Origin of the sequence: Enterococcus diestrammenae, from assembly GCF_049384045.1 — a bacterium.
Taxonomy (GTDB): domain Bacteria; phylum Bacillota; class Bacilli; order Lactobacillales; family Enterococcaceae; genus Enterococcus_C; species Enterococcus_C diestrammenae.
In genome coordinates this window covers 167173-189871 of the sequence record NZ_JBMRGR010000003.1, presented here as the reverse complement: position 1 = coordinate 189871, position 22699 = coordinate 167173, and the positions used below count along the sequence as shown (strand labels likewise).

17 protein-coding genes and 1 pseudogene are annotated in these 22699 nt (G+C 46.5%); 15 read left to right on the top strand and 3 right to left on the bottom strand.

The window, feature by feature from the left end; translation table 11 throughout:
• The first annotated feature begins 97 nt into the window (after positions 1-97).
• The 3 genes from ACO03U_RS03860 to ACO03U_RS03850 are packed head-to-tail and all read left to right on the top strand — an operon-like array spanning position 98 to position 4135.
• Positions 98-976 carry a methylenetetrahydrofolate reductase gene (locus ACO03U_RS03860; RefSeq protein ID WP_204685381.1) on the top strand — a complete coding sequence of 293 codons (879 nt, stop codon included), beginning with the start codon at positions 98-100 and terminating at the stop codon, positions 974-976.
• Entirely contained in the window at positions 973-1689 is a 717-nt protein-coding gene (locus ACO03U_RS03855; protein WP_204685382.1) for a methionine synthase, read from the top strand. The genes ACO03U_RS03860 and ACO03U_RS03855 overlap by 4 nt, the downstream gene beginning before the upstream one ends.
• Positions 1682-4135: a homocysteine S-methyltransferase family protein gene (locus ACO03U_RS03850; protein ID WP_204685385.1), complete on the top strand. Its 2454-nt coding sequence runs from the start codon at positions 1682-1684 to the stop codon at positions 4133-4135. Before ACO03U_RS03855 ends, ACO03U_RS03850 begins: the two co-directional genes overlap by 8 nt.
• A gap of 160 nt (positions 4136-4295) precedes the next feature.
• Here ACO03U_RS03850 and ACO03U_RS03845 read toward each other — a convergent pair whose 3' ends face one another.
• Positions 4296-4952: a Crp/Fnr family transcriptional regulator gene (locus ACO03U_RS03845; protein WP_204685387.1), complete on the bottom strand. Its 657-nt coding sequence runs from the start codon at positions 4950-4952 to the stop codon at positions 4296-4298.
• A gap of 353 nt (positions 4953-5305) precedes the next feature.
• On the opposite strand from ACO03U_RS03845, the gene ACO03U_RS03840 reads away from it, so the two are divergent.
• The 7 genes from ACO03U_RS03840 to ACO03U_RS03810 all read left to right on the top strand — a co-directional run bounded on the left by ACO03U_RS03840 (position 5306) and on the right by ACO03U_RS03810 (position 12349).
• The gene (locus ACO03U_RS03840; protein WP_161870773.1) at positions 5306-6559 is read left to right on the top strand and encodes an MFS transporter; all 1254 of its coding nucleotides are present in this window, start codon (positions 5306-5308) and stop codon (positions 6557-6559) included.
• A gap of 19 nt (positions 6560-6578) precedes the next feature.
• Entirely contained in the window at positions 6579-6755 is a 177-nt protein-coding gene (locus ACO03U_RS03835) for a hypothetical protein (protein WP_161870774.1), read from the top strand.
• A 187-nt stretch (positions 6756-6942) separates the two neighbouring features.
• Positions 6943-7887: an ABC transporter permease gene (locus ACO03U_RS03830; protein WP_204685389.1), complete on the top strand. Its 945-nt coding sequence runs from the start codon at positions 6943-6945 to the stop codon at positions 7885-7887.
• Entirely contained in the window at positions 7884-8870 is a 987-nt protein-coding gene (locus ACO03U_RS03825; protein ID WP_204685391.1) for an iron chelate uptake ABC transporter family permease subunit, read from the top strand. The genes ACO03U_RS03830 and ACO03U_RS03825 overlap by 4 nt, the downstream gene beginning before the upstream one ends.
• 147 nt (positions 8871-9017) lie before the next feature.
• Entirely contained in the window at positions 9018-9776 is a 759-nt protein-coding gene (locus ACO03U_RS03820) for an iron ABC transporter ATP-binding protein (protein WP_161870777.1), read from the top strand.
• Positions 9777-9836: 60 nt separating this feature from the next.
• On the top strand, positions 9837-10805 hold the full coding sequence (locus ACO03U_RS03815) for a siderophore ABC transporter substrate-binding protein (protein WP_416336788.1): 969 nt from the start codon (positions 9837-9839) through the stop codon (positions 10803-10805).
• A gap of 515 nt (positions 10806-11320) precedes the next feature.
• Positions 11321-12349 (top strand): 3-deoxy-7-phosphoheptulonate synthase, encoded by a 1029-nt coding sequence (locus tag ACO03U_RS03810; RefSeq protein WP_161870779.1) that lies wholly within the window; start codon positions 11321-11323, stop codon positions 12347-12349.
• Positions 12350-12584: 235 nt separating this feature from the next.
• On the opposite strand, the gene ACO03U_RS03805 is transcribed toward ACO03U_RS03810, so the two are convergent.
• A complete protein-coding gene (locus ACO03U_RS03805; protein ID WP_161870780.1) occupies positions 12585-13157 on the bottom strand; it encodes a hypothetical protein in 573 nt (190 codons plus the stop codon).
• 355 nt (positions 13158-13512) lie between these two features.
• Here ACO03U_RS03805 and ACO03U_RS03800 point away from each other — a divergent pair, with 355 nt between their 5' ends.
• The 5 genes from ACO03U_RS03800 (at position 13513) to ppk1 (ending at position 21474) form a co-directional block, all read left to right on the top strand.
• Entirely contained in the window at positions 13513-14400 is an 888-nt protein-coding gene (locus ACO03U_RS03800; RefSeq protein ID WP_161870781.1) for an ROK family protein, read from the top strand.
• A gap of 308 nt (positions 14401-14708) precedes the next feature.
• Complete coding sequence (gene yfcC, locus ACO03U_RS03795) at positions 14709-16430, top strand: putative basic amino acid antiporter YfcC (RefSeq protein WP_161870782.1); 1722 nt, start codon at positions 14709-14711, stop codon at positions 16428-16430.
• A 195-nt stretch (positions 16431-16625) separates the two neighbouring features.
• Positions 16626-17504: a polyphosphate kinase 2 family protein gene (locus ACO03U_RS03790; RefSeq protein ID WP_204685393.1), complete on the top strand. Its 879-nt coding sequence runs from the start codon at positions 16626-16628 to the stop codon at positions 17502-17504.
• A gap of 329 nt (positions 17505-17833) precedes the next feature.
• Complete coding sequence (locus tag ACO03U_RS03785) at positions 17834-19372, top strand: Ppx/GppA family phosphatase (protein WP_161870784.1); 1539 nt, start codon at positions 17834-17836, stop codon at positions 19370-19372.
• Positions 19369-21474, top strand: coding sequence for a polyphosphate kinase 1 (gene ppk1 / locus ACO03U_RS03780; protein ID WP_204685404.1), 2106 nt, complete (start codon positions 19369-19371; stop codon positions 21472-21474). The genes ACO03U_RS03785 and ppk1 overlap by 4 nt, the downstream gene beginning before the upstream one ends.
• 340 nt (positions 21475-21814) lie before the next feature.
• Here ppk1 and ACO03U_RS03775 read toward each other — a convergent pair.
• Positions 21815-22663: pseudogene (locus ACO03U_RS03775) on the bottom strand (metallophosphoesterase); the annotation flags it as partial.
• Between the last annotated feature and the right edge of the window lie 36 nt (positions 22664-22699).

Here is a 22699-nt window from a genome sequence, read left to right as displayed (position 1 = left end):
ATCTTTTTCAAATCCTCAGTCAAAGATGATAAAATATGTTCAAGACAAATGCCAGCGACTACTTTTGAAGGGTCGCAATAGGAGAAAGTAGGCTGAGATGAAGATTTCGACATTATTTAAAGCAAATCAACCGGTGCTATCTTTGGAGGTCTTTCCACCAAAAAAAGAGAGTGGTTTAGAGACGATTTATGACACGCTACACCAGTTGCAGGCAGTGAAGCCGGACTTTATCAGTGTGACTTATGGGGCAGGGGGGAGCGGCGTGAACAATCAAACCTTGGCATTGGCCACTGCCATCAAAGAACGCTACGGGATTAAACCGCTGCATCACCTGACTTGTGTCAATAACACTAAGGAGGAAATCCAGACGATTTTGGCGGAGCTGAAGGAAGCGAATATTGAAAATGTCCTGGCTTTGCGAGGGGATTTGCCCCAGGAGGAGTCAACACAGACCTTCGTGCAAGAATACGCGTATGCCAAGGATTTGATTGCGGAGATCGATAAGGACCCAGCTTTTTGTGTCGGGTCGGCCTGTTATCCAGAAGGGCATATTAGCCAAGCCAGCGATGAAGAAAACTACCATCATCTCTTGGAAAAAGAACAGGCAGGAGCGGATTTTTTTATATCCCAGCTTTTTTTTGATAACGACTGCTTTTATAAAATGGTGGAAGGTGCCCGCCACGCTGGGGTGACTAAGCCTTTGGTGGCAGGGATTATGCCGATTTTGTCCCAGGCTCAGGTGCAAAAGATGATTTTTATGTGTGGCTCCAGCCTGCCTTCCAAGCTGATTAAGTTGATTTATCGCTACGGAGACGATGTGACGGAGTTGCGCAAGGCCAGTCTTGACTATGCCCTTGAACAAATGACAGATTTGCTGGCCCATGGGGTGGATGGGGTGCATCTTTACACCATGAATCGTCCGGAAATTGCCACCAAGACCTTCGAGTATTTGCGAAACGAGGTGTCTCGTACATGAGCAAGCCGTTATTACCTTTGGAAAAACGAGAAGTGTTGCGTTATTTAGGCTACAAGCGCGGACAGGCTTTGAGCGGTGACATTGAGGCCATTGTGGAAGAGATGTTAGTGGAGGTGCAAAAAGTCAGCAATCCCCGTTATCTTTATCAACTTTTTGACATCGAAGCCGATGAAAAGGCGCAGGTGATTCGGGTACTGGGTACGGACTTGGTGCTCACCGGTAAAGACATTTGGCGCCACCTGCATCAGGCTTCGCAAGTGGCGCTCTTGGCGTGTACGCTGGGACTGGAAGTCGAACAGGTGATTCGCCGTTATGAAATCACCGACTTGACCCGTGGTTTGGTGTTGGATTGTGCTTGTACGGAATATATCGAGAAAATTTGCGACTTGGCAGAATGCGAGATTGCTGCCACAGTCGCTAAAGAAAAGGTGGGGGCAGCCAACGCCCGCACCTTGAATCAGCGTTTTTCTCCTGGCTATGGGGATTTGCCGCTAGCGATCCAACCGGCGTTTATTCGCACGGTGGCGGCGGATACCAAGCTGGGAATCACGTTATCCAAAGAACACTTGATGATTCCTCGCAAATCCGTGACCGCCCTCATCGGTTTATTTGCCAACGAGGCAGATGCCAAACCACGCCGCAAAGGAAAATTTTGCCAGATGGCAGATTTTCGAGCCTATCATTTTCGAATCGGAGGAGCTTATCATGACTAACACAATTTCCTACAGATCTCCCAATGAAGAAGCCGGCGTTTTGGCAGCTTTGGCTCAGGGCTTTTTACTCATTGACGGGGCGATGGGGACGATGCTGCAACAAAACGGCTTACCCACAGGCTTACAGCCGGAATATTTCAATTTGACCCACCCGAATATTGTCACCAAAATCCATCGATCCTACGTGGAAGCCGGAGCGGACATCGTCACCGCCAATACCTTCCAAGCCAATCGTCATAAGTTACCGCAAGCCCAATTACCAGAAATCATCCATGCCGCCATCAACTTAGCCAAAGCCAGTGGTGCCCGTTTTGTCGCTTATGATATGGGACCGATTGGGGCATTAATGGCGCCTTATGGGACGTTATCTTTTGATGAAGCCTACGAGATCTTTAAAGAGCAAGTGGTGCTCGCAGCCGAAGCAGGGGCAGATTTGGTGATTTTGGAAACCATGAGCGACTTGCTGGAGACTAAGGCCGCCTTATTGGCCATCAAGGAAAACAGCGACCTGCCAGTCTTTATCACCATGACCTATCAGGCTGACGGGCGCACCTTTGTGGGGACGGACCCGGTTACTGCGACCTTGACCTTGCAAGGACTGGGAGCAGATGCGGTAGGTTTGAACTGTTCATTGGGTCCGAAAGAATTGTTGCCGCTAGTCACGGAAATTTTGGCGGTGGCCAAAGTACCGGTGGTGGTACAAGCCAATGCCGGGCTGCCGGAAATGGTAGCAGGCCAGACGGTTTATCCTATTAGCGTAGCGGAATATACAATCTATGTAACAGAGATGCTGCGCCAAGGCGTGAGGATTGTGGGCGGTTGTTGCGGGACGACACCGGCGTTTATTGCCGATCTCCGGCAGACGTTGGATAACGAGTTTGCTAGCGGGCCTGTGGCGACCACTCCTACTAGCGTGACAGCGGTGACTTCTGGTTCGCAAACGGTACGTCTGAATCAGGTGACGGTCATTGGTGAACGGCTGAATCCCACCGGGAAAAAGCGCTTGAAAGAAGCCATTCGCCAAGAAGATTTCGGCTATATTTTGAAAGAAGCCATCGATCAAGTCAATGCAGGGGCGGCAATTTTGGACGTCAACATGGGCCTGCCGGAAATCGACGAGGCGGCGATGATGGTGCAAGCCGTGGGGCAGTTGCAAGGGGTGGTGAATGTGCCGCTGCAAATCGACAGTTCCTCGGTGGCAGCTATCGAAGCCGGTGCCCGGGTCTACAACGGGCGCCCCTTGATCAACTCGGTCAATGGGAAACCGGAAACCATGGCGGCGATTTTCCCTATCGTCAAAAAATATGGTGCCGTGGTACTAGGGTTGGCCCTAGATGAAAAAGGCATCCCGGAAACGGCTGCGGGACGGGTAGCGATTGCCCGCCGCATCATCGAAACAGCGGCGAGGTATGGGATTCCCAAAGAAGATGTCTTGATTGATCCCTTGGTACTGACCGCCTCTGCTCAACAAGCCCAAGTGCAAGTCACTTTGGATACGTTACGGCTGTTGAAGGAAGAGCTTGGGGTATGCACTGTCGCCGGCGTCAGCAATGTATCCTTTGGTTTGCCTAATCGACCGTTATTGAATGCCACCTTCTTGGCTGCCGCCATCGCTTCCGGACTGGATGCGCCGATTATCAATCCTATGAGCCAACCCATGATGGCGGCGATTCATACGATGCGGGTCATCAACGGGCAAGATCAGGATGCGACGACTTTCATTGCTAAAAAAGATGAGCTGGCGGTGATGGATAGCAAGCTGCCAGGTTCTATTGGTAGCCAGCAACCAGCGGCAACTGCCACTACAGCGCCGACTGCCAATGACAGCTTAAAAACCATGATTCTCCAAGGCCGCAAAGACGAGACACCGGCTAAAACCAAGGCCTTATTAGCCCAGTACACTCCTTTAGAAATCGTCAATCAAGAATTTATCCCAGCCCTCGATGAAGTGGGAGCCAAATTTGAAGCCGGCAGTCTCTTTTTGCCCCAGTTGATGCAAAGTGCGGAAGCCGTCAAACGGGCCCAAGCAGTCCTCAAAGACCATCTGGCTAGCCAGAGTGAGGCCAGCCCCAATCAAGGCAAGATTCTTCTAGCAACCGTGGCCGGAGATATCCACGACATCGGTAAAAATATCGTCAAGATGATGTTGGAAAACTATGGCTTTCAGGTGGTTGATCTAGGAAAAGACGTCCCGATTGAAAAAGTCGTGGCGACGATTCGGGAACAAGAGATTCAGCTGGTGGGCTTGTCAGCCTTGATGACTACCACCGTCCAAAATATGAAAGCCACCATCGCCGCTGTGCGGGAGGCGGGCTTAGATTGTACCTTTATGGTGGGGGGTGCCGTGTTAAACGAAGAGTATCGAGAATTCGTCGGCGCCGATTATTACGCCAAAGATGCCTTGGCATCAGTGACCATCGCCCAGCAGTTTTTCAGACAGACTTAAAATAGCTGTGGCACAAAATTGGGAAGTGGAAAAGACGACCCGTTTATCAGGTAATTGAAAAGCCACAGAAAACGCTGGTGACAGTCGTTTTCTGTGGCTTTGTCCGGTCTTACTACCACCCGAGGGATGCTCTGGAAGCGAGTCTGCCCGGCTTTCTTACTTAAAAAATAATATTCTCTTTGATCATTTCCAAGTCCTTGATCAAAATCTTGCGGTCTTGCATGCAGATGGCTTCCATTTCCCGCAGTTGTTGCAGCATCCGACTGACGGAAGAGGCGGTGGTGATGCCGCAAAAATGGGCGATTTCTTCGTTGGTGACGATAAAGTCGATCAAAATCCCACCTTTGACTGGTACCCCAAATTTTTCTTGCAAATCAAACAGCTGGGTACAGACAGCTCCAAATTTGCCGTTCATTAACATTTGTTGTAGTTTTTTCATATTATGCAAAAGCCGCACCCGGTAATAATCTTTGACGTACTGTTGCAGTTCGCGACTTTCGTTGACATCCCGCCAAAATTGGACCCGGTCGATGCGATACAGCTCAGCCATAGAAGACTCGATGCGGATATTGAAAGGGGCATCGATAAACTGGGAGTATTCGTCCTTCAATAAAGAGACGATTTCCAACTGATTGATATAACGGAGATTGAACTCCCGGCCATCTTTGGAGATGACACTGGTCTTAATCACACCATTTTTCAAAATGTAAACATAACTATCCTGCAAGCCCTCGTAAGTGAGGTATTTCTTGCGGGTTTTTTTGATGGTGGGAAATTGATGGGCAGTCAAGTATTCTTGCAAAATATGATGGTCCATAAGGGGCACTCCTTCAAGGTTTAGCGGAATTGTTAGTGGCTGATAAAAGGTCAAGCGATGGTGCTGAGAGATGAGGTGCGTTCAGTTAGCGATAAGGGAACCCCCTGTATTCGTTAATGAAAGTACAACGGTGTTTTCTGAAAATAAAATCCGTTTCTATTAAACGCCTGTTATCCTCAAAAAGCAATAACAAATGTTAATGAAAAATGCTATTTTCTTTTGCTTCTAGCAAATTTGGTTTTTTATAATGAAAATTTTCAGTAAACTATGGAAGATTTATCAGTTGGTTGCCAAAACCTGATTCGTTTCGGCAATTGTTGCACTTATTGGCTTATCTATCTAGGAGGAGTTCCATGGAAAAGGAAGAAAAATTATTTAACAAAGGCTTTATCAGTATTACCTTGATCAATTTTATCGTCTATTTGGTATATTACCTGTTGATGGTGATTATCGCCGTGATTGCGCAGGACAATCTTCACGCGACCTTGAGTCAAGCCGGTCTCGCCTCAGGAATTTACATCATCGGTACTTTGTTGGCCCGCTTGTTGATGGGTAAAAAGTTAGAGTTGGTTGGTCGAAAAGCTGTATTGCGTTACGGTTCACTGTTTTATTTAGCCACTACGATTGCCTACCTGTTTATCCCGGGAATCGGCGTCTTGTACGGCGTGCGGTTGCTGAACGGGTTTGCCTATGGGACAGTTTCCACAGCGACAAATGCCATCGTGACAGCCTACATTCCTCAATCGAAGAACGGCGAAGGAATTAACTATTACGGCTTGTCCACTAGTTTGGCAGCAGCGATTGGGCCATTTATCGGCATGATCTTGTTAAACTTAACCAATTTTTATACGATTATTATCTTCTCCATCGTTTTAATCGCCGCAACGACAGTAGCTTGCTGGGTTTTCCCAGTCAAAAATATTGTTTTGACTCCAGAACACCGCGCGTCATTGGCTGCCCATACGTTGGATAGCTACATCGAGAAAAAAGCATTGTTCATCACCTTCATCGCCTTTTGGATGGGCTTGGCTTATTCTAGCGTGTTATCTTTCTTATCTTCATACGCACAAGCCATTCATTTGGTAGATGCGGCTAGCTTCTTCTTTGTTGTTTATGCTTTGGTAATCACCGCTACTCGTCCTTTATCTGGTCGGATTTTCGATGCCAAAGGGGAAAATTATGTCATGTATCCAAGTTATTTCTTCTTGGCAGCTGGTCTAGCAGCTTTGAGCTTTACCACTAGCAGCTGGTTATTATTAGTCTCCGGTGCTCTGGTAGGTCTGGGCTATGGTACCTTCATGTCCAATGGGCAAGCGGTTTGCCTGAAAACTTGTGACAGCCACCGAATCGGGATCGCCTTGTCGACTTACTTTGTTGGTTTGGATCTGGGGTTGGGGGTCGGCCCTTACATCTTCGGTATCTTGCGTAGTCACCTCAGCTTCCAAAGCATGTACTTGGTGGCAGCCATCTTGCCAATCGCCTGTGCTATTGTTTACCGCCTGTTTTACAAGAAGAGCGATGTCATTGAAGAAGTCGTGGAAGAAGTTACGGCCACCACTGATACCATCGTGCATTCCGTTCATTCTGTCGAAGATTCTGTCAAATAATTTTTCTGAGGTGAAAATAATGGATCAACAAATGATACAAATCATGGAAAAAACCTTGCTTAAATTAGAAGATATCACTCACAAATTGGAAGACATCGAAGTCAACACCCACCGCCTAGATGATCAACAACAACATCTAGAAGGGGCTGTCCAACAGCTAAAACGCGCGGTGCAAAATGACAATATCATTGGGTAACAACTAAATGAAGAGAAAGGCTGCTGACGAAGGTTGGCAGCTTTTTTGTTGGCCTGAAAGCCCCCCTGCTTCCATCAAGGCAACAAATGATTTTTGCGTCACCGCTGCAATTTAGGATTGTATTCTTTTTCAAGATAGGTTATTCTATCTGTGATAATGAGAATCATTATCAGTTAGGAGGTGGCGAATGAAGCGGGGAATAGTTCTAGCGACACTTGGATTGGCGGTGATTTCAGTCTTTGTTGGTTCCGGAACCTTGACTTTTCAAGGACTCATTTCTGGGGATTCACAACAGTGGCTTTTGTTATATGAAACGCGCCTACCGCGAACGGTCAGCCTGGTTTTGGCTGGGGGCATGATGAGCGTTTGCGGCGTAGTCCTGCAAAAAATCATGCAAAATCCCTTCGTATCCACCAACGCCATCGGAATGGTGGATTCTAGTCGTTTGGGAATTTTGCTGGTGATGTTGTTTTTCCCGAATGCTTCCATCTTGGTCCGTAGTGGGGTGGCCTTTGTTTTTTCTTATTTGGGCGTACTGTTATTTCTGGCCTTGAGTAAACGTCTCCCGCAGCGGGATCCGTTTATTTTACCTTTGACGGGGATGATGTTTGGTAATGTCGTGGGAGCCGCGGCTAGCTTTTTTGGTTATCAATTTCAATTGGTTCAAAACATTTCTTCGTGGTTACAGGGGAATTTCGCTACGGTCATGAAGGCGGATCATCAACTGATTTACGTGACGATTCCTATTTTTATCGTGTTATTTTTCATGCTACATAAAATCATGGTGCTCAGCCTGGGAGCAGACTTAGCGCAAAACTTTGGTCTCAATGTGAATCAGCTGCAATTTTTACTATTGGCGCTGGTGGCCCTAGGCAGTACTGCGGTCTTAATCATGGTGGGCAGTGTGCCTTTTTTGGGGATTGTCGTGCCCAACCTAATCGCCCTAAAATTTGGGGATCACCTGAAAAACACCCTGTTTCTAACGGGAGTTACCGGTAGCGGCTTGTTATTATTATGCGACATTTTGGCTCGGGTGGTGATTGCACCTTATGAAGTTCCAGTAAGTGTTGTGATGGGGATTTTGGGAGGGATCTTGTTTTTAGTGTTATTGATGAGGAGGCGTGTCGCATGAATAAAGAACAACGCTTCCGCCGTCAAGTGTTGGTTTTAGGACTCTTAATCCTGGTGACTACTGGCTTGTATCTCACTTACAACACGTATGGCAATTGGTCTTTTGCGCTAGCTATTCGTGGGAAAAAATTAGCGGCCTTTTTCTTGGTGGCCCTTGCTTGTAGCGGACCGACTGTTGCCTTTCAGACTTTGACCCACAATCGCTTTTTGACGCCAGGGATTCTGGGGATGGATCAACTCTATGTGACTGTCCAGACTGTCTTGTTTTTTATTGCGGGTGGTTCGGTGGGGTTGAGCCTGCCAGTCGTCCCCCAATTTTTAGTCAATGTGCTGTTGATGGCCGTGGTGAGTGTGCTTTTTATCGGTTTTTTCTTAGGCAAAACCGGCAATGATTTTTTTCGCCTATTGATGGTGGGGATGGTGGCCGCTAGTCTTTTTTCTAGCATCAGTACCTATTTGCAAGTGCTGATGGATCCCAATGAATATGATTTACTCCAAGGCAAGCTTTACGCTAGCTTTGGCAATGTTTCGGTGGAGTTATTGGTGATTAGTGGTGTTTTATTGGCTGTTATTTGTGGCGTTTTATGGTATTTCGGACCGGAACTAGACGTCTTACTTTTAGGCTTCGATCACGGCGTAAACTTAGGTATTTCCGTACGTCCTCTGCAACGACTCTTGCTATTTTTGATCGCAGCAGCAACCGGAATCGCCACGGCTTTAGTGGGACCGACGATTTTCTTAGGCTTCGTGGTGGCTACCGTCAGTTATCAAATTTTCCCTGTCCATCGCTATCGTCAGTTATTTTTAGGCAGTACATTATTAGGAATTTTGTTTTTAATTGGTGGCCAGTTTATCGTGGAACAGTTTTTGGGATTGAAGGCCACCATCAGTACCATCATCCAGTTTGCCGGTGGCTTGTTCTTTATCGGGAAACTGGTGGCTGGTTCTAGTCCAGTGAATCGCCGTAGAAAGTTCGGAAATTAGTCAAAATCCCTCGGTGATAGAAACCATCACCAAGGTCTTTTGCTCAAATTTCTCACTTTCAGGGCCACGGCGTTTCACATTTTAGAAGTCCAGTGAATCGCCGTAGAAAGTTCGGCAAAGATAAGTAGCGTTGGAAGGAGTGAGAAGATGATTGAAGCACAGGCTGTGGGGAAGCAGTATTTGGATAAAACGGTGTTGGCAGAGATTGATTTGCAGTTGCCAAAAGGGGAGCTAATCGCCTTTATCGGTCCCAATGGTGCTGGCAAGAGCACGTTGTTGTCGATCATGAGTCGGCTGCAAGGGGATTTTTCTGGTCAGTTGTATATTGACCAGGGGGAGATTCGGGCGTGGGATTCGAAGGAGTTGGCCCAACGTTTGGCGATTTTGAAGCAAAGCAATCAAGTGCAGGCTCGGATTACCGTGGCGGAATTGGTGGCATTTGGCCGTTTTCCATATAGTCGTGGACGCTTGACGGCCGCAGATGACAAGTTGATTCATCAAGCCCTAGCGGAAATGCACTTAACCGATTTAGCGGAAGCAGAGATCCAAACCTTGTCAGGAGGTCAGCTACAACGGGCCTATATTGCGATGATTTTGGCTCAAGATACAGAATATATCTTGCTAGATGAACCGTTAAATAACTTAGATATGAATCATGCCAACCAGATGATGCATCTTTTGCGACGGTTGGTAACCAAACTTGGCAAGACGGTTTTATTGGTGATTCATGATATCAATTTTGCGGCAGGTTTTGCCGATGAAATCATCGCTTTGAAAAATGGTCGTTTGTTTAAACAAGGGACTGTGGATGAAGTGATTACACCGGCTGTTTTAGGCGAGCTATACGAGATGGAAGTCAAAGTGGTTTCCTATGAAGGACGACCCTTTTGTATGTATTTTGATTAATTGGCTTTTTGAGGAAACTCATTGGCGCGACACCCAACAACATGTGAAGGAGTAAAATGAATGAAAAAAATAACGATGATGCTTTTGATGACTGGGCTATTACTGGTGGCGACAGCTTGTGGTGAAGCTACCGGAGCGGGAAAAAACACGGCGACGACAGCGACTAGCAGTCAGACTCAGTTGCCGCCGACAGTCACGGTGACAGATGGAGAGGGCAACAAAGTCGAAGTGGCGACAAATCCAGAAAAAGTCGTGGTATTTGATAACAGCGCCTTGGATACGATGGACCAATTAGGTGTGGGGGATCGCGTAGTTGGGGCGGCGACAGATAACTTGCCAAGCTTTTTGGCAGCTTACAAAGAGGTGGAGTCAGCTGGGGGTATCAAGGAACCCGATCTGGAAAAAATTAACGCCATGCAACCGGATTTGATTTTGATTTCTGGTCGTCAAAAAGATTTTAAAGAGCAACTTGCTAAAATCGCGCCGACACTGTATCTCTCCACCGATAATACGGATACTTGGCATTCGATGCAAAGCCAAATCCAAAGTATCGGAGCGATTTTTGGCAAGGAAGCAGTGGCTCAGACAGCCATCGATACCCTTCAGACAAAGATCGATTCTATCGCAAAACAGGCCAGTGCTTCTCAAGAAAAAGCTCTCGTCTTGTTGGTGAATGAAGGCAGCCTTTCTGCTTATGGAGCGGGTTCACGGTTTAGCATCGTCCATGATACATTTGGCTTTGCCCAAGCGGATGAGCAGATTGAAGCGTCGACTCATGGACAAAGTGTTTCCTATGAGTATGTGCTAGAAAAAAATCCCGACGTCATCTTTGTGATTGATCGGACCCAAGCCATTGGTGGTGACGATAGTAAAAATAACGTAGCCGAAAATAAGTTGGTAAAAGAAACGACAGCTGGCAAAAACGATAAGGTCATTTTGTTGGACCCTGCTGTGTGGTATTTGGCCGGGTCGGGGATTGAATCAGTGGACATCATGGCGGATAATGTCGCGAAAGCTTTTGAAAACTAATCAATAAAAGAACGCCGTCATAAAAATCTTGATGGCGTTTTTCAAGGACGTGGGGACCTGTCAAAAATTATCAGAAAACTCTTGACAATCGCTGTGAAAGTGCGTAAACTTGACAGAAACAATCATAGAAATGCTAGGATAAGAACTAGTACACTGGGCACCGATGACAGAAAGCAGCCGGCTGATGAGAGGCGCCATGAGGTCACCAGTGGAATTCCTCTTGGAGCAGCGGGCTGAAAAATAGTAAGCCCTGACGGTAGGCCATCGTTATTTGGCCGGGGTATAGCCAGGATTTTTCACGGCTCGTACCTGTCGAGGTGCATGGGGCGACCCAGCACAAACAAAGGTGGTACCACGAAGAGTTCGCTTCGTCCTTTCCCTATTTGGGAGAGGATGAGGCTTTTTTTGTAGTTATTTTTAGAGTCGGAGGGGTAATGGCAGCTGTTATCTGGGCCGTAGCTGGTGGCGGGTTTGTTTAGCAAATCTCAGCCAGAAGGAAAAAAGGGGGAAAAAGCATGAGTTTCAAACAATTAAGTGAAAAAATCAATACAGATACCGTCAAGGGGATTACCAAACTTGATCCGGAACCAGCCGCGCAAAAAGCCGCACGGGACAAAGAGTTGGCAGCTATCATGACCGGTGAAGACCAGCGTTTGTTATTGGTGATCGGTCCTTGTTCGGCCCATGATGAAGAAGCGGTGATGGCGTATGTCCAGCGCTTGGCCGCCTTGCAAAAGGAAGTGGCGGACAAAATTTTTATGGTGCCACGGATTTATACCAACAAGCCTCGAACCAATGGCGATGGCTACAAAGGATTGTTGCACCAACAACGCCTGGACGAAGGCTCCAATTTGATTCGGGGGATTATGGCGGTTCGTAAATTGCACAAACGGGTGATCACCGAAACCGGCTTGACCACCGCCGACGAAATGCTCTATCCAGAAAACTTGGAACTGGTGGAAGACTTGGTGAGCTATGTGGCAGTGGGGGCCCGCTCGGTGGAAGACCAACAACACCGCTTTGTCGCCAGTGGTATTGACCAACCAACCGGGCTGAAAAATCCCACCAGCGGCAATCTGACGGTCATGTTTAATTCTCTTTACGCCGCTCAGCAAAAGCAAGAGTTTATTTACAATGGCGCTGAGGTGGAATCCAGCTCCAATCCCTTGGCACACGTGGTCTTGCGGGGGGCATTGGATGAAACTGGTAAAAATATTCCCAACTACCACTACGAAGATTTGCTGAACGTCGTGGCTATGTACAAAGCTGGGAATTTTAAAAATCCTTTCGTCGTGGTGGATACCAATCATGACAATTCTGGGAAAAAATGGGAAGAACAAGTCCGAATCGTCAAAGAAACGATGCTAAACCGGACTTATCACCCGGATCTGCATCAGATGGTGCGAGGCTTTATGATTGAAAGTTTCCTAGAAGACGGGCGCCAAGAACCGGACGGACAAGTCTTCGGCCAATCGATTACAGATCCTTGCCTAGGCTGGGAAAAGACGGAAGCTTTGGTGCGCTGGCTTTACCAACAGGCGTAAGGGATTGAGGTAATTTTGGAATATGAAGAAGCCCGCAACGGATGCTATGTGGCAGAGGGGGAGGGTAACTTTGTTTTCGAGATGCCAGTTAGGCAAATACGTCTATCGGCAAAAAGACTTCGCAAGGGTGATTGCGAAGTCTTTTTACTTGGTAAAGGAGTGACAAGTTTTCATTTTTTGTGAACTTGATACGGAGACCAAGGACATCGTGGTGTTACCTGATTGCTTTTGGTAGTTATTGCATCAGGCGTTGGTAATCTGGCTGTTTCACTTCTGGTCCTTGGTAGTGATAGATGGGGTAGGCTTCCCCGGTTGCTAGCTGAAAGAGTTTGACCTTGAAGTGGTACAAAATCGTCGGTTGACTAGCCTCGTGGGGAGAGACATAAGCGATGTCTTGCTGATCCCAATCTGCCGCCACGGTAAAAGGGTCCTCATAGACCGACTCGTCCAATGTCTGGGTGATGGTTTGTAACAGCCGGTTACTATCATCAAAGAACTGATGGGCATTTAGGTCTTGGAGGAGTTGGTTGTTGTTGGGGATTCGACAAAAATAGTTACGTTGTTTGGCAACTTCGTGTAAGTACTCTTCTTGGTAACGTTGCAGGGTTTCCAGGGCAGACTGGATATCTGCAGCCGGCTGACTGTAAGTCGCTAAATCCATCAAGAGGGCAATCGGCAATTCGCTTACTGGCAAATGGGCCTGATCCCACTGAGCGATGGCCTCTGCCTGCCAACGGGTTTGGGCATAAAAGGTGGCTGTCGTTACGTGTAAGTTTGTTTCAAGGTACCGTTGAACGTGATATTTCATCAAAAATCCTCCTTAAAAAGGTCGAAAAGCAACAAGTAAAAACCATTGAACACCAATTTCCAGATGATAAAAAAATTATATAATTATGATAACACAACAAGAATGAAAGCGTAATCAAAAAAGCGGTGGGACAGCTCTTTTTTTGAGAGGCTACACTAACATCAGGAAAAATTAAAAAGTATCAAAAGACGAGAAAAGCCTGCCAGTCTAACTAATTTCCCGCTTCGTATAACTGATGAGGGAAGCCGGTTAGCAGGAGAAAAAAACACACTTTTTTTGATTTTTAATTTGATGGTGAAGTGGTACAATAGAAACAAGGTCTAGACCTGTAAACGTTTTATAAGGAGGAGCTAAAATGAAATTAGCGATTTTTGATATTGGTGGATCGGCTGTAAAATATGGGTTGTGGGAACAACATCAACTCAGCCAAACCAGCCAGTTTCCTACCCCGACCACTTTTGAAGAAATGAAAGAACAAATGAAAGAAGTCGTTGATCGCTTTGGTGTAGGGGTCGAAGGTGTGGCCATCAGCGCTCCCGGTGCAGTCAACGTACCTGAACGCCGGATCGATGGTATCAGTGCGGTACCTTACATTCATAAACGGCCGATTTTTGATGAGTTGGAGGAGTACTTGGGCTTGCCAGTTACGATTGAAAATGATGCCAACTGTGCGGGAATTGCCGAGATCCAAATGGGGGCTGGGCAAGACGCAGTGAATGCTGTTTTTGTTGTTATCGGGACAGGTGTTGGTGGCGCGATTTTCATCAATCGAAAACTTTACAAAGCTTCGCATCTCTTCGGTGGCGAGTTTGGGCTGGTAAAACCCAAAGGCGACCGGACTTTGAGCCAAGCTGGTACCAGTGTCAAAGCGGCCCAACAATACAGCCAAATCACCAAAAAAGAAGTCAACGGCAAAGAATTGTTTGATTTAAAAGAAGCTGGTGATAAAACCGCTGAATTAGTGATAAATGAGCTATACGATAACATTGCAGCAGTCTTATATAACTTGCAAGTTTCCATTGATCCCGACATGGTTATCATTGGCGGCGGGATTTCGGCACGGCCAGAATTGCCAGAAGAGTTGGGTAGTCGCCTGTACAAAACTTTAGCAGAAGAAGAAGTGGAAGAAATCATGCCGGAAATCCGCAACTGCCAATTCCACAATGATGCCAATTTGATTGGCGCGGCTTCGAACTTCGAATTGTATTATCAAGAAATGCAAGAACGCAACCTACGAGGGTAAAGTCTAACAGGAGTGCCAGTCATTTATTGGCGTTTCATCTGGTGAGAGGCGCCTCGACAAACGTAATGAAACACGTAAAGGCCGAGAATTCGCTGAAGACAATCAGCTGAGGAATTAGCGGCCTTTTTGTGCGGCCTTTTTTCAATATACCCTCGATTGTTTGGGTATTTTGAAGGGAAAGTTGTGGATTTTGAAATAATGAAAAAAGTTCTTATTTTTGTATATTCATACAAGGAAATTGAATGTATAATAGCTAAGGACTCATTAAATTGACTACGCTAGCCGTAGGAACAGAGAAAGGAAAAAAGATGGCGAAAACAAAACGAGATTTAACAAAAATGAAGACTCCTCACACGTATGTGATCATCTTTGTGGTAGTGGTCTTCGCGTGGCTATTGACTTTCCTGGTGCCAGCCGGGAAGTTCTCGACAGAAGATGTCGAGTACCAAGATGCCAATGGGGATACAAAAACACGGACGGTCTTGAAACAAGAAACTTTCCGTTATGATTACAATTTGGACAAGGAATTTGTCTATGATCAATTGACCGATTTGGTACAACAACCAGCGGAATTAGCTGAGTTGGGGGTTGATCAGGAAGCGCTGGAAGCGGTGCTTGATGAAGGGGAGAAAAAGCTGGATCAAGCGCAGCTAGATGAAGTCAACCTCACCGATGACACCTTGTACGACATGTATGGCGACAAAATCTATGACAAATCGGAAAAGCTGCATAAAACAGCCAAAGTTTGGGGTACCGATGATTTTGGCGGCTTCGGCTTTTTGAACTTTATTTTTGAAGGCCTGGTTTCCGGGGACAAATACGGCTCAGCAGTCGGGATTGCCGCACTGATTTTGGTGGTCGGGGGCGCATTTGGGATCATCATGCGGACCGGAGCCATTGATGCCGGGATTTATGCCTTTATCTCCAAGACAAAAGGATTGGAACGTTTGGCGATTCCGTTGCTGTTTTTTGCCTTCTCCTTTGGTGGGGCAACGTTTGGGATGGCCGAAGAAGTGATTCCTTTTTCCATGGTGATGGTGCCTTTTGTCATCGCACTGGGGTATGACTCCATCGTGGCGGTGACAGTGACGTATGTCGCCAGTCAGGTAGGGAACGCCGCCAGTTGGATGAGCCCGTTTTCCGTGGCAGTAGCGCAAGGGATTGCCGGGGTACCGGTCTTATCTGGGGCCGGGTTCCGTTTGATCATGTGGTTTGTGATCACTGGCTTGTCGGCGGCTTACTTGAGTATTTATGCGGAACGAATTCGCAAAAATCCTTTGAAATCGGAAGTCTATGAATCAGATGATTACTTCAGACACCATATCCAAAAAACAGCAGAAGAAAAGAAACCTTTCCTTTTAGGGCACAAACTGATTTTGTTGGAAATGCTAGCTGTCTTGATTTGGATCGTTTGGGGTGTCACTCAAAAAGGGTATTATATTCCGGAAATTGCCTCTCAATTTTTCGTGATGGGTCTGGCTGCTGGGATTTTAGCCGTGATTTTCAAATTGGACGATATGGGCATCAACGATATTGCGAAATCCTTCCAATCCGGTGCGGCCGAATTGGCGGGGACTGCCATCGTGGTGGGGATGGCCAAAGGGATTCTCCTAGTCTTAGGTGGATCCGAACCGACGATGCCATCTGCTTTGAACACGATTTTGCACAGTATCGGTGGTCTTTTAAACGGCGTACCAGCAATGATCGGGGCTTGGGTGATGTATATCTTCCAAAGTCTCTTCAACTTAGTGGTTACCTCAAACTCTGGTCAAGCGGCTTTGACCATGCCAATCATGGCGCCACTCGCAGATTTGGTGGGTGTTTCTCGTCAAATCGCAGTCCTTGCTTATCAGCTGGGGGCAGGTTTTGTGGATGCTTTCACACCAGTTTCTGCTAGCTTGATTGGGGTCTTAGGGGTTGCCCGTATTGAATGGGCCAAATGGGCGAAATTCCAAATCAAGATGCAAGGATTCTTCTTCGTCTTAGGTTCTATCTTTATCTTTATTGCGATTGCGATCGGGTTGCAATAATCAAGTACTTTCAATCAGAAAACGTGGTTGCCGGCAGAGTTTCGGTGACTGCGTTTTTATTTTCTCCAAGGCTAAAGGGCCTAGTGAACGTATCTTTTCCCAAAAAAAGGAGAAGGGGCTATACTCAAGTAAACGAGCCAAACCGGCGGGGATGAGCAGAAACCGTCGGCGACACTACTTACAAGGAGGAGCCTTATGAAAGCTGAAAAACAGTTTCGTGTCAGTGGAAAGGAAAAAATCAAACTAAACGAGTGGGCCACCGCGCCGAAAAAAGCCATTGCTAAAGGGGATATCAAAAAAGAAATCGCCAAAGATATCAAAGTCTTAAAAGAAAACCAGGAAATGCTTTATGCCCAAGATCGTCGCAGTGTGTTGATACTATTTCAAGCGATGGATGCGGCGGGGAAAGATTCCATGATTGAACACGTCATGAGTGGAGTCAATCCCCAAGGCTGTAGTGTCACCAGTTTTAAGAGTCCGACTAGCCGCGAACTAGATCATGATTATTTGTGGCGGATTCATCGGGAAGTCCCTAGCCGCGGGGATATCAAGATTTTCAATCGTTCCCACTATGAAGATGTGCTGATTACTCGCGTCCATCCTGAGATATTGGTGGGCAATCACCTGCCGGATATCTGGGATGTGAAAGACATCGACGAAGCTTTTTATCAAAAGCGCTACAAACAAATCAAGCATTATGAAGATTATTTGGCAGATCAAGGTGTGGTAATTTTGAAATTTTTCCTCCACTTGTCAAAAGAGGAACAGAAAAAGCGCTTCATCCGCCGTATCGAAATCCCTGAGAAAAACTGGAAATTTTCCGAAGCCGATGTCAAAGAACGGCAGTATTGGGACCAATACCAAGCAGCCTATGAACAAGCCATCAACGCCACCAGTACCAAAATCAATCCGTGGTATGTGATTCCCGCCGATGACAAGTGGTATTCTCGTCATCTGGTGTCAGAAATCATCAATGAACGCATTGAAGAATTGAACTTGTCCTACCCTGAAGTCACAGATGAACGACGAGTGGAGTTGCAGAGTATTTTGAAAGTACTAGAAAAAAATGACTAAATCGCCGGTGAATCACCTTTACTTACGATTTTTGTAGGTAGAGGTGTTTTTTTGATAAAAGGAAGTTTCAAGTTACGTTTGGCGATGTAGAGTTAGCCGAGTTTGTCGAAGCTTACTAAGTCATTACCAGTGTGCCGATAGTGAGAATGCCATCGAAAATACATAAAAATCTTTTTGAGGCTTCGGAAGTTGCCAACTCCCATAGAGGTAATCTTTTTCTTTTGAAAATGGCTATCGTATAATAAAGATACAAGCAAGTTTGCAGTTGCAGCTAAAGTGGCCTAGCGAAACAAGAGGGGGCTAGGCTGTTTTGAATAGGAGGAATCCAAATGACCAAACTCAATCAAGTCGCGGTAGTCGATATCGGTTCCAACACCGTTCGTCTGGTAATCTACCAACTGACGGCCCGCTATGATTTTCATGAATTGCAAAATGTCAAACTACCTGTACGACTCTATCAATATTTGGATGAAGATAAAAACCTTAGCGCCACCGGGATTGACAAGCTGATTGAAGTGATTCGGCTGTTTCAAAAAGTGATGGCTCATTACCAATTGGATGATATTATCGCCACGGCCACAGCGGTTATTCGGCAAGCGCAAAATCAAGAAGCGGTCTTGCAGCAAGTGCAGGAGGCGACGGGGCTGGCCTTGCGCTTGTTGTCAGATGAAGAAGAAGCAAGCTACGGGCAGTATGCAATTGCACGTTCGACTCAGTTTAATGAAGGCTACACGGTAGATATGGGTGGTGGTAGTACGGAGATTACTTATTTCAAAAATGGTGTCATCAAAAACTCCCACAGTTTTCCTTTTGGAGTAGTGACTTTGACGGAGCTGTTTTATCAAGGGGATGCCAAGAAGGCGGAAGCCAAGGCGCGGGCTTATATCATGGCGCAGTTTGAAAAAATGAAATGGCTTAAACCTCGGAAACTGCCAATTATTGCCATCGGGGGAAGTTCACGGAATATCGCTAGTGTCCACCAACGAATGACCGATTATCCCATGTCAGGCATCCATGAATATGAAATGAAGCGCCAAGATTTACAGGCAACTTATGACTTGTTTTGCAAATTGACAGTCGCTGAAAAACAAGAGCTGGATGGTCTTAGCCGCGATCGGGCGGATATTATTGCACCAGCGAATTTGACGTATCTGTGCTTGTATGAAATCACAAAAGCTGAAAAATTTGTTTTCTGCTATCGGGGACTGCGGGAAGGCCTGCTGATGGCGCGAATCAATCAAGAAGCGCCCCATGCCTATACCCCGAACAATGTTCAAAAAAATACGATTATTCGGTTGGCGGATTTGTATCTGGCTGATACCATCGGGGCCTCCCAACGCTTGACGATAGCCCAAAAATTGGTGGCAGAACTTGAGCGGACGGGTTTGCTGTATCCCACGCGGAAACTGATGGCTTACCTTGAGTCAGGGACTTATTTGTACCATCTAGGGGCTTATGTGGAACAAGAAGAAAGCTCGATGCACTCTTTTTATCTAATCATCAACTCCAATCTTAGCGGCATCTCCCATAAAGAACGACTTTCGCTGGCTTTGATGGCAAGTTACAAGAATAAATCCTTGTTTAACCAATTTTTGGATCAGTATCGAGGTTGGCTGGAGGATGAAGAGCTGCAAGTCATTCGCGAAGTGGGGAGCATTATCAAGTTTTGCGATGCGTTGGCGATTACCCGGGTCAATGAAGTGCAACAGCTGCAAATACTCAAAAATGAAAAAGGCTATACGCTGGCGATATCATGGACGTACAATCCTTTGGCGGAATACTATCGGGCAACCCGTCAAAAGAAGAATTTGGAATATGTGCTAGGTAAAAAAATCCGCCTAGCCTTTCGACAAGAGGAGGGGCAATGATGGTGCAAAAACAACAACCTCCTCGTTTTGTTCACCGAGATATCAGCTGGATCTTGTTTAATCGTCGCGTGATTTTGGAGGCCTATGATGATAGCAATCCCTTGTTGGAACAGCTGCGCTTTTTGGGGATTGCGGCTAATAATTTGGACGAGTTTTTCATGGTGCGGGTGCCACGGATGCAGTCTTTGGCTCGGCTACCAGAAAAACAAATAGACAAACTCACTGGCTGGACCCAAGAGGCCTTGTTGGAGGAGCTGACAGTTAAAAACCGAGAAAACTTAGAGTTGCAGTATCAACGCTTGGCTGAGTTAGAAAAGCGACTGGCGAAAAAACACTATTATTTGAAAAGCTTTGCCCAGCTAACCGTACGAGAAGCGGCTCAGATGGGACGTCTGTTCAAGGAGACCATCTTTCCGACTTTGGCGCCGATGGGGGTAGATGCTTATCATGCCTTCCCTCGGTTATTGGAAAAAGCTTTGCATCTATGGGTGGGCTTAAAGGAGTTGGAAACTGGTGAAACGAGGGAGGCGATTTTGCCGATTTCTAATCGCTTGCCTCGGGTGATCCAACTTTCCCCCCGCCGCTTTATCTTGATAGAAGAGGTGATTGCCCACTTTTTGCCACAAATTTTTGTGGGCAATCAGGTGACCAGTGCGTTTGTTTTTCGTATCACCTATGACCATGATCTCGCTTTTGAAGAAGATGACCAAGAAGACCTTTCCCAACAGATGTCAGAGTATCTGGAAGAACGAAAAAAAGGTTTGCCGGCTCGGCTGGAAGTGGGGAGCTTGCCAACGATTGATGCTGGCGATCCAACGCATCTACTAAGAGAATTGGGCCTGTGTCAGCGGGATTTGTACCAAAAAGCGGCCCCTATTGATTTGACCTTTTTGTTTGATTTGGTGGCGACCATCGGTGAGAAAAATCCCGCTTGGCTGTATCCACCAGCAAAGCCCTTATACGATCCCCGCTGGCAACCAGCACGTATTTTGAAGACCTTGGATCACGAAGATTTGCTCTTGCAGCATCCTTATGATTCCTTTAGAGGTGTCTTGTCTTTATTGGAGGCAGCGGTAAAAGATCCCGATACCATCGCTATCAAACAGACCTTGTATCGGATGGCCAAAGATTCACAAGTTATCAAATTATTGAAAAAAGCAGCGAAAAAAGGCATTCAGGTCACGGTTTTAGTCGAAATCAAAGCACGGTTTGACGAAGCGAGTAATTTGCATTGGGTGGAAGAATTGGAAGCAGCTGGTTGTTTTGTAAGCTACGGGTTTCCCAATATGAAAACCCATAGCAAGGCGTTGTTGATTGTGCAAAATAAAGGCGGCGACATCAAGCGCTACGCCCAGTTTGGGACGGGAAATTACAACGAAAGCAACAGTCAACAATACACGGATATCAGCTTTTTTACCGCCCGAGACGAGTATGTCAGCGATTTGACGGACTTTTTCAACTATCTCACCGGCTATCGCAACCATCCTCAGTATCAAAAAATCGTCACTTCGCCAGAGGACATCCGACAACTGGTGGTGGCTAAAATCCAACAAGTGATGGCCGACTATCAGTCGACAGGCGTCGGTAAAATCTTTGCCAAAATGAACGCTTTGACTGATCCGCTGCTGATTGAGAAGCTTTACGAAGCGAGTCAAGTGGGGGTGCCGATTCATTTGCAAGTACGGGGGGCTTGTTGTCTTGTGCCACAGGTGCCAGGTCTTAGTGAAACAATCCAAGTTAGCAGCATTGTTGGGCGCTTTTTGGAACATGCGCGGATTTATGCCTTTACGACATCAGCAGGCACTGAAAATTGGATTTCCTCGGCAGATTGGATGACGCGAAATATGGTGGGGCGTGTGGAAATTGCGACCCCCATCAACCAAACCAGTTGTGAAAACTTATTGACTCATCTGATCCAAGTCTATGAAAGTGATCAACGCAAGGCCTATTTTTTACATGAAGATGGGGAATATCGCCGGCTGACTCCGAATAACGGGATTTCGGCTCAAGCCATCTTCTTAACCGAGGCACTGCGCAAGACGACGAATATTGTTGCCCGCCAGCAACTGTTGGTGGATCAACTGCGGCGCCTACCTAAGTAAACGATGGAAAAGCAAAACGAACCAACTCTTAGCTGGCACAGGTTGTGGCTGACTTAAGAGACGGTTCGTTTTTTTATAGACTACATTTGGCTTTAGGGGTTTCTGCAGTTTTTCTTAAATGATAGCGACGGGGAAATGCAGCGAATTCGACGATTTTCGAGCCCAACTGAGAGGTGACAGGGGCTTTGTCAACAGGTGTCGTAAGGGAATCTGAGACAGGCGAATTTGAAGCGATGTCACTGGTTTCACTTTGCTTAGGACTGGTGATTTCTTTTGCTTCAGCGGTTTCCTCATGAATCAGTTTCTTGAAATCGAATGGCTCCCCACTGGTACCAAAAGCTTCTTCTTTTTTAGAGAGGTGGTAGTAGACGATTTCTGGTGGTACTCGGAAACGTAGCGGCAAGGCAGTCGTCCCAATCCCGGTATTTACCGAAAGCAAGGTATTTTTGGCGGGGAGGTATAAGCTATCCGTGTAGTTACGTGCGCCAGCCGTTTTCGGGAAGTAACCTGGGAGGCGAATTTGACCGCCATGGCTATGACCAGAAAGCACTAAATCATAGATGGCAAGGTTTTTCACGCGATTGACATAGTCTGGCTGATGCAAAAGCAAAATCTGCCATTCTGCTAGGGTATCTTCAAAGTAAAACTGGGATTTTTCAGTCGTAGGATCGGCAATGCCGGCAATATTTAGAGAAAGCCGCTCGTCAGATCCAAAGACGTCTTCATTGATTAAGACGGTAAACCCAGCGGATTCAAGGATATCTTTGACGAAATAGCCACCATCACTCTTGTAGTCATGGTTGCCTAATACGGCTAGTTTACCCATGGGTGCGTGGAGCTTTTTGAGTTTCGCAATCAAGGCCGGGGTCTGTTTGACGGGCCATTTTTTATAATCATCAAGTAAGTCGCCGGTGAAAATAATCAAATCTGGCTGATCTGCCATGATGGAACGAATCAATTTGTTGATGCGACGAGGCTTGAACCAACGAGAGAAGTGTAGATCGCTGAGATGAGCAATCACCACATCGCTTTCTTGTTGGAACATATCATAGGCCTCCGAGATATCCAGCACGCGGGACTTATCTTTACGGATGAGGAAATGTTTTTCAATCAGGCGGCGGGGCTCGATAACAAAGGCATAAAAAGCCAATGCAGAAAGGAGCACAGCAAATACAACCAGAATTTTGATAGCCAAAAAAAACATCCTCCTTTCAGTCAACTATGG

What these genes read in the sequence shown, in the direction of transcription:
- ACO03U_RS03815 (WP_416336788.1), top strand. Translation starts at nt 9,837, where the DNA reads ATGAAAAAAATAACGATGATGCTTTTGATGACTGGGCTATTACTGGTG.
- ACO03U_RS03845 (WP_204685387.1), bottom strand. Translation starts at nt 4,952, where the DNA reads ATGGACCATCATATTTTGCAAGAATACTTGACTGCCCATCAATTTCCC.
- ACO03U_RS03800 (WP_161870781.1), top strand. Translation starts at nt 13,513, where the DNA reads ATGAAATTAGCGATTTTTGATATTGGTGGATCGGCTGTAAAATATGGG.
- ACO03U_RS03860 (WP_204685381.1), top strand. Translation starts at nt 98, where the DNA reads ATGAAGATTTCGACATTATTTAAAGCAAATCAACCGGTGCTATCTTTG.
- ACO03U_RS03835 (WP_161870774.1), top strand. Translation starts at nt 6,579, where the DNA reads ATGGATCAACAAATGATACAAATCATGGAAAAAACCTTGCTTAAATTA.
- ACO03U_RS03810 (WP_161870779.1), top strand. Translation starts at nt 11,321, where the DNA reads ATGAGTTTCAAACAATTAAGTGAAAAAATCAATACAGATACCGTCAAG.
- ACO03U_RS03830 (WP_204685389.1), top strand. Translation starts at nt 6,943, where the DNA reads ATGAAGCGGGGAATAGTTCTAGCGACACTTGGATTGGCGGTGATTTCA.
- ACO03U_RS03855 (WP_204685382.1), top strand. Translation starts at nt 973, where the DNA reads ATGAGCAAGCCGTTATTACCTTTGGAAAAACGAGAAGTGTTGCGTTAT.
- ACO03U_RS03790 (WP_204685393.1), top strand. Translation starts at nt 16,626, where the DNA reads ATGAAAGCTGAAAAACAGTTTCGTGTCAGTGGAAAGGAAAAAATCAAA.
- yfcC (WP_161870782.1), top strand. Translation starts at nt 14,709, where the DNA reads ATGGCGAAAACAAAACGAGATTTAACAAAAATGAAGACTCCTCACACG.
- ACO03U_RS03785 (WP_161870784.1), top strand. Translation starts at nt 17,834, where the DNA reads ATGACCAAACTCAATCAAGTCGCGGTAGTCGATATCGGTTCCAACACC.
- ACO03U_RS03805 (WP_161870780.1), bottom strand. Translation starts at nt 13,157, where the DNA reads ATGAAATATCACGTTCAACGGTACCTTGAAACAAACTTACACGTAACG.
- ppk1 (WP_204685404.1), top strand. Translation starts at nt 19,369, where the DNA reads ATGATGGTGCAAAAACAACAACCTCCTCGTTTTGTTCACCGAGATATC.
- ACO03U_RS03850 (WP_204685385.1), top strand. Translation starts at nt 1,682, where the DNA reads ATGACTAACACAATTTCCTACAGATCTCCCAATGAAGAAGCCGGCGTT.
- ACO03U_RS03840 (WP_161870773.1), top strand. Translation starts at nt 5,306, where the DNA reads ATGGAAAAGGAAGAAAAATTATTTAACAAAGGCTTTATCAGTATTACC.
- ACO03U_RS03825 (WP_204685391.1), top strand. Translation starts at nt 7,884, where the DNA reads ATGAATAAAGAACAACGCTTCCGCCGTCAAGTGTTGGTTTTAGGACTC.
- ACO03U_RS03820 (WP_161870777.1), top strand. Translation starts at nt 9,018, where the DNA reads ATGATTGAAGCACAGGCTGTGGGGAAGCAGTATTTGGATAAAACGGTG.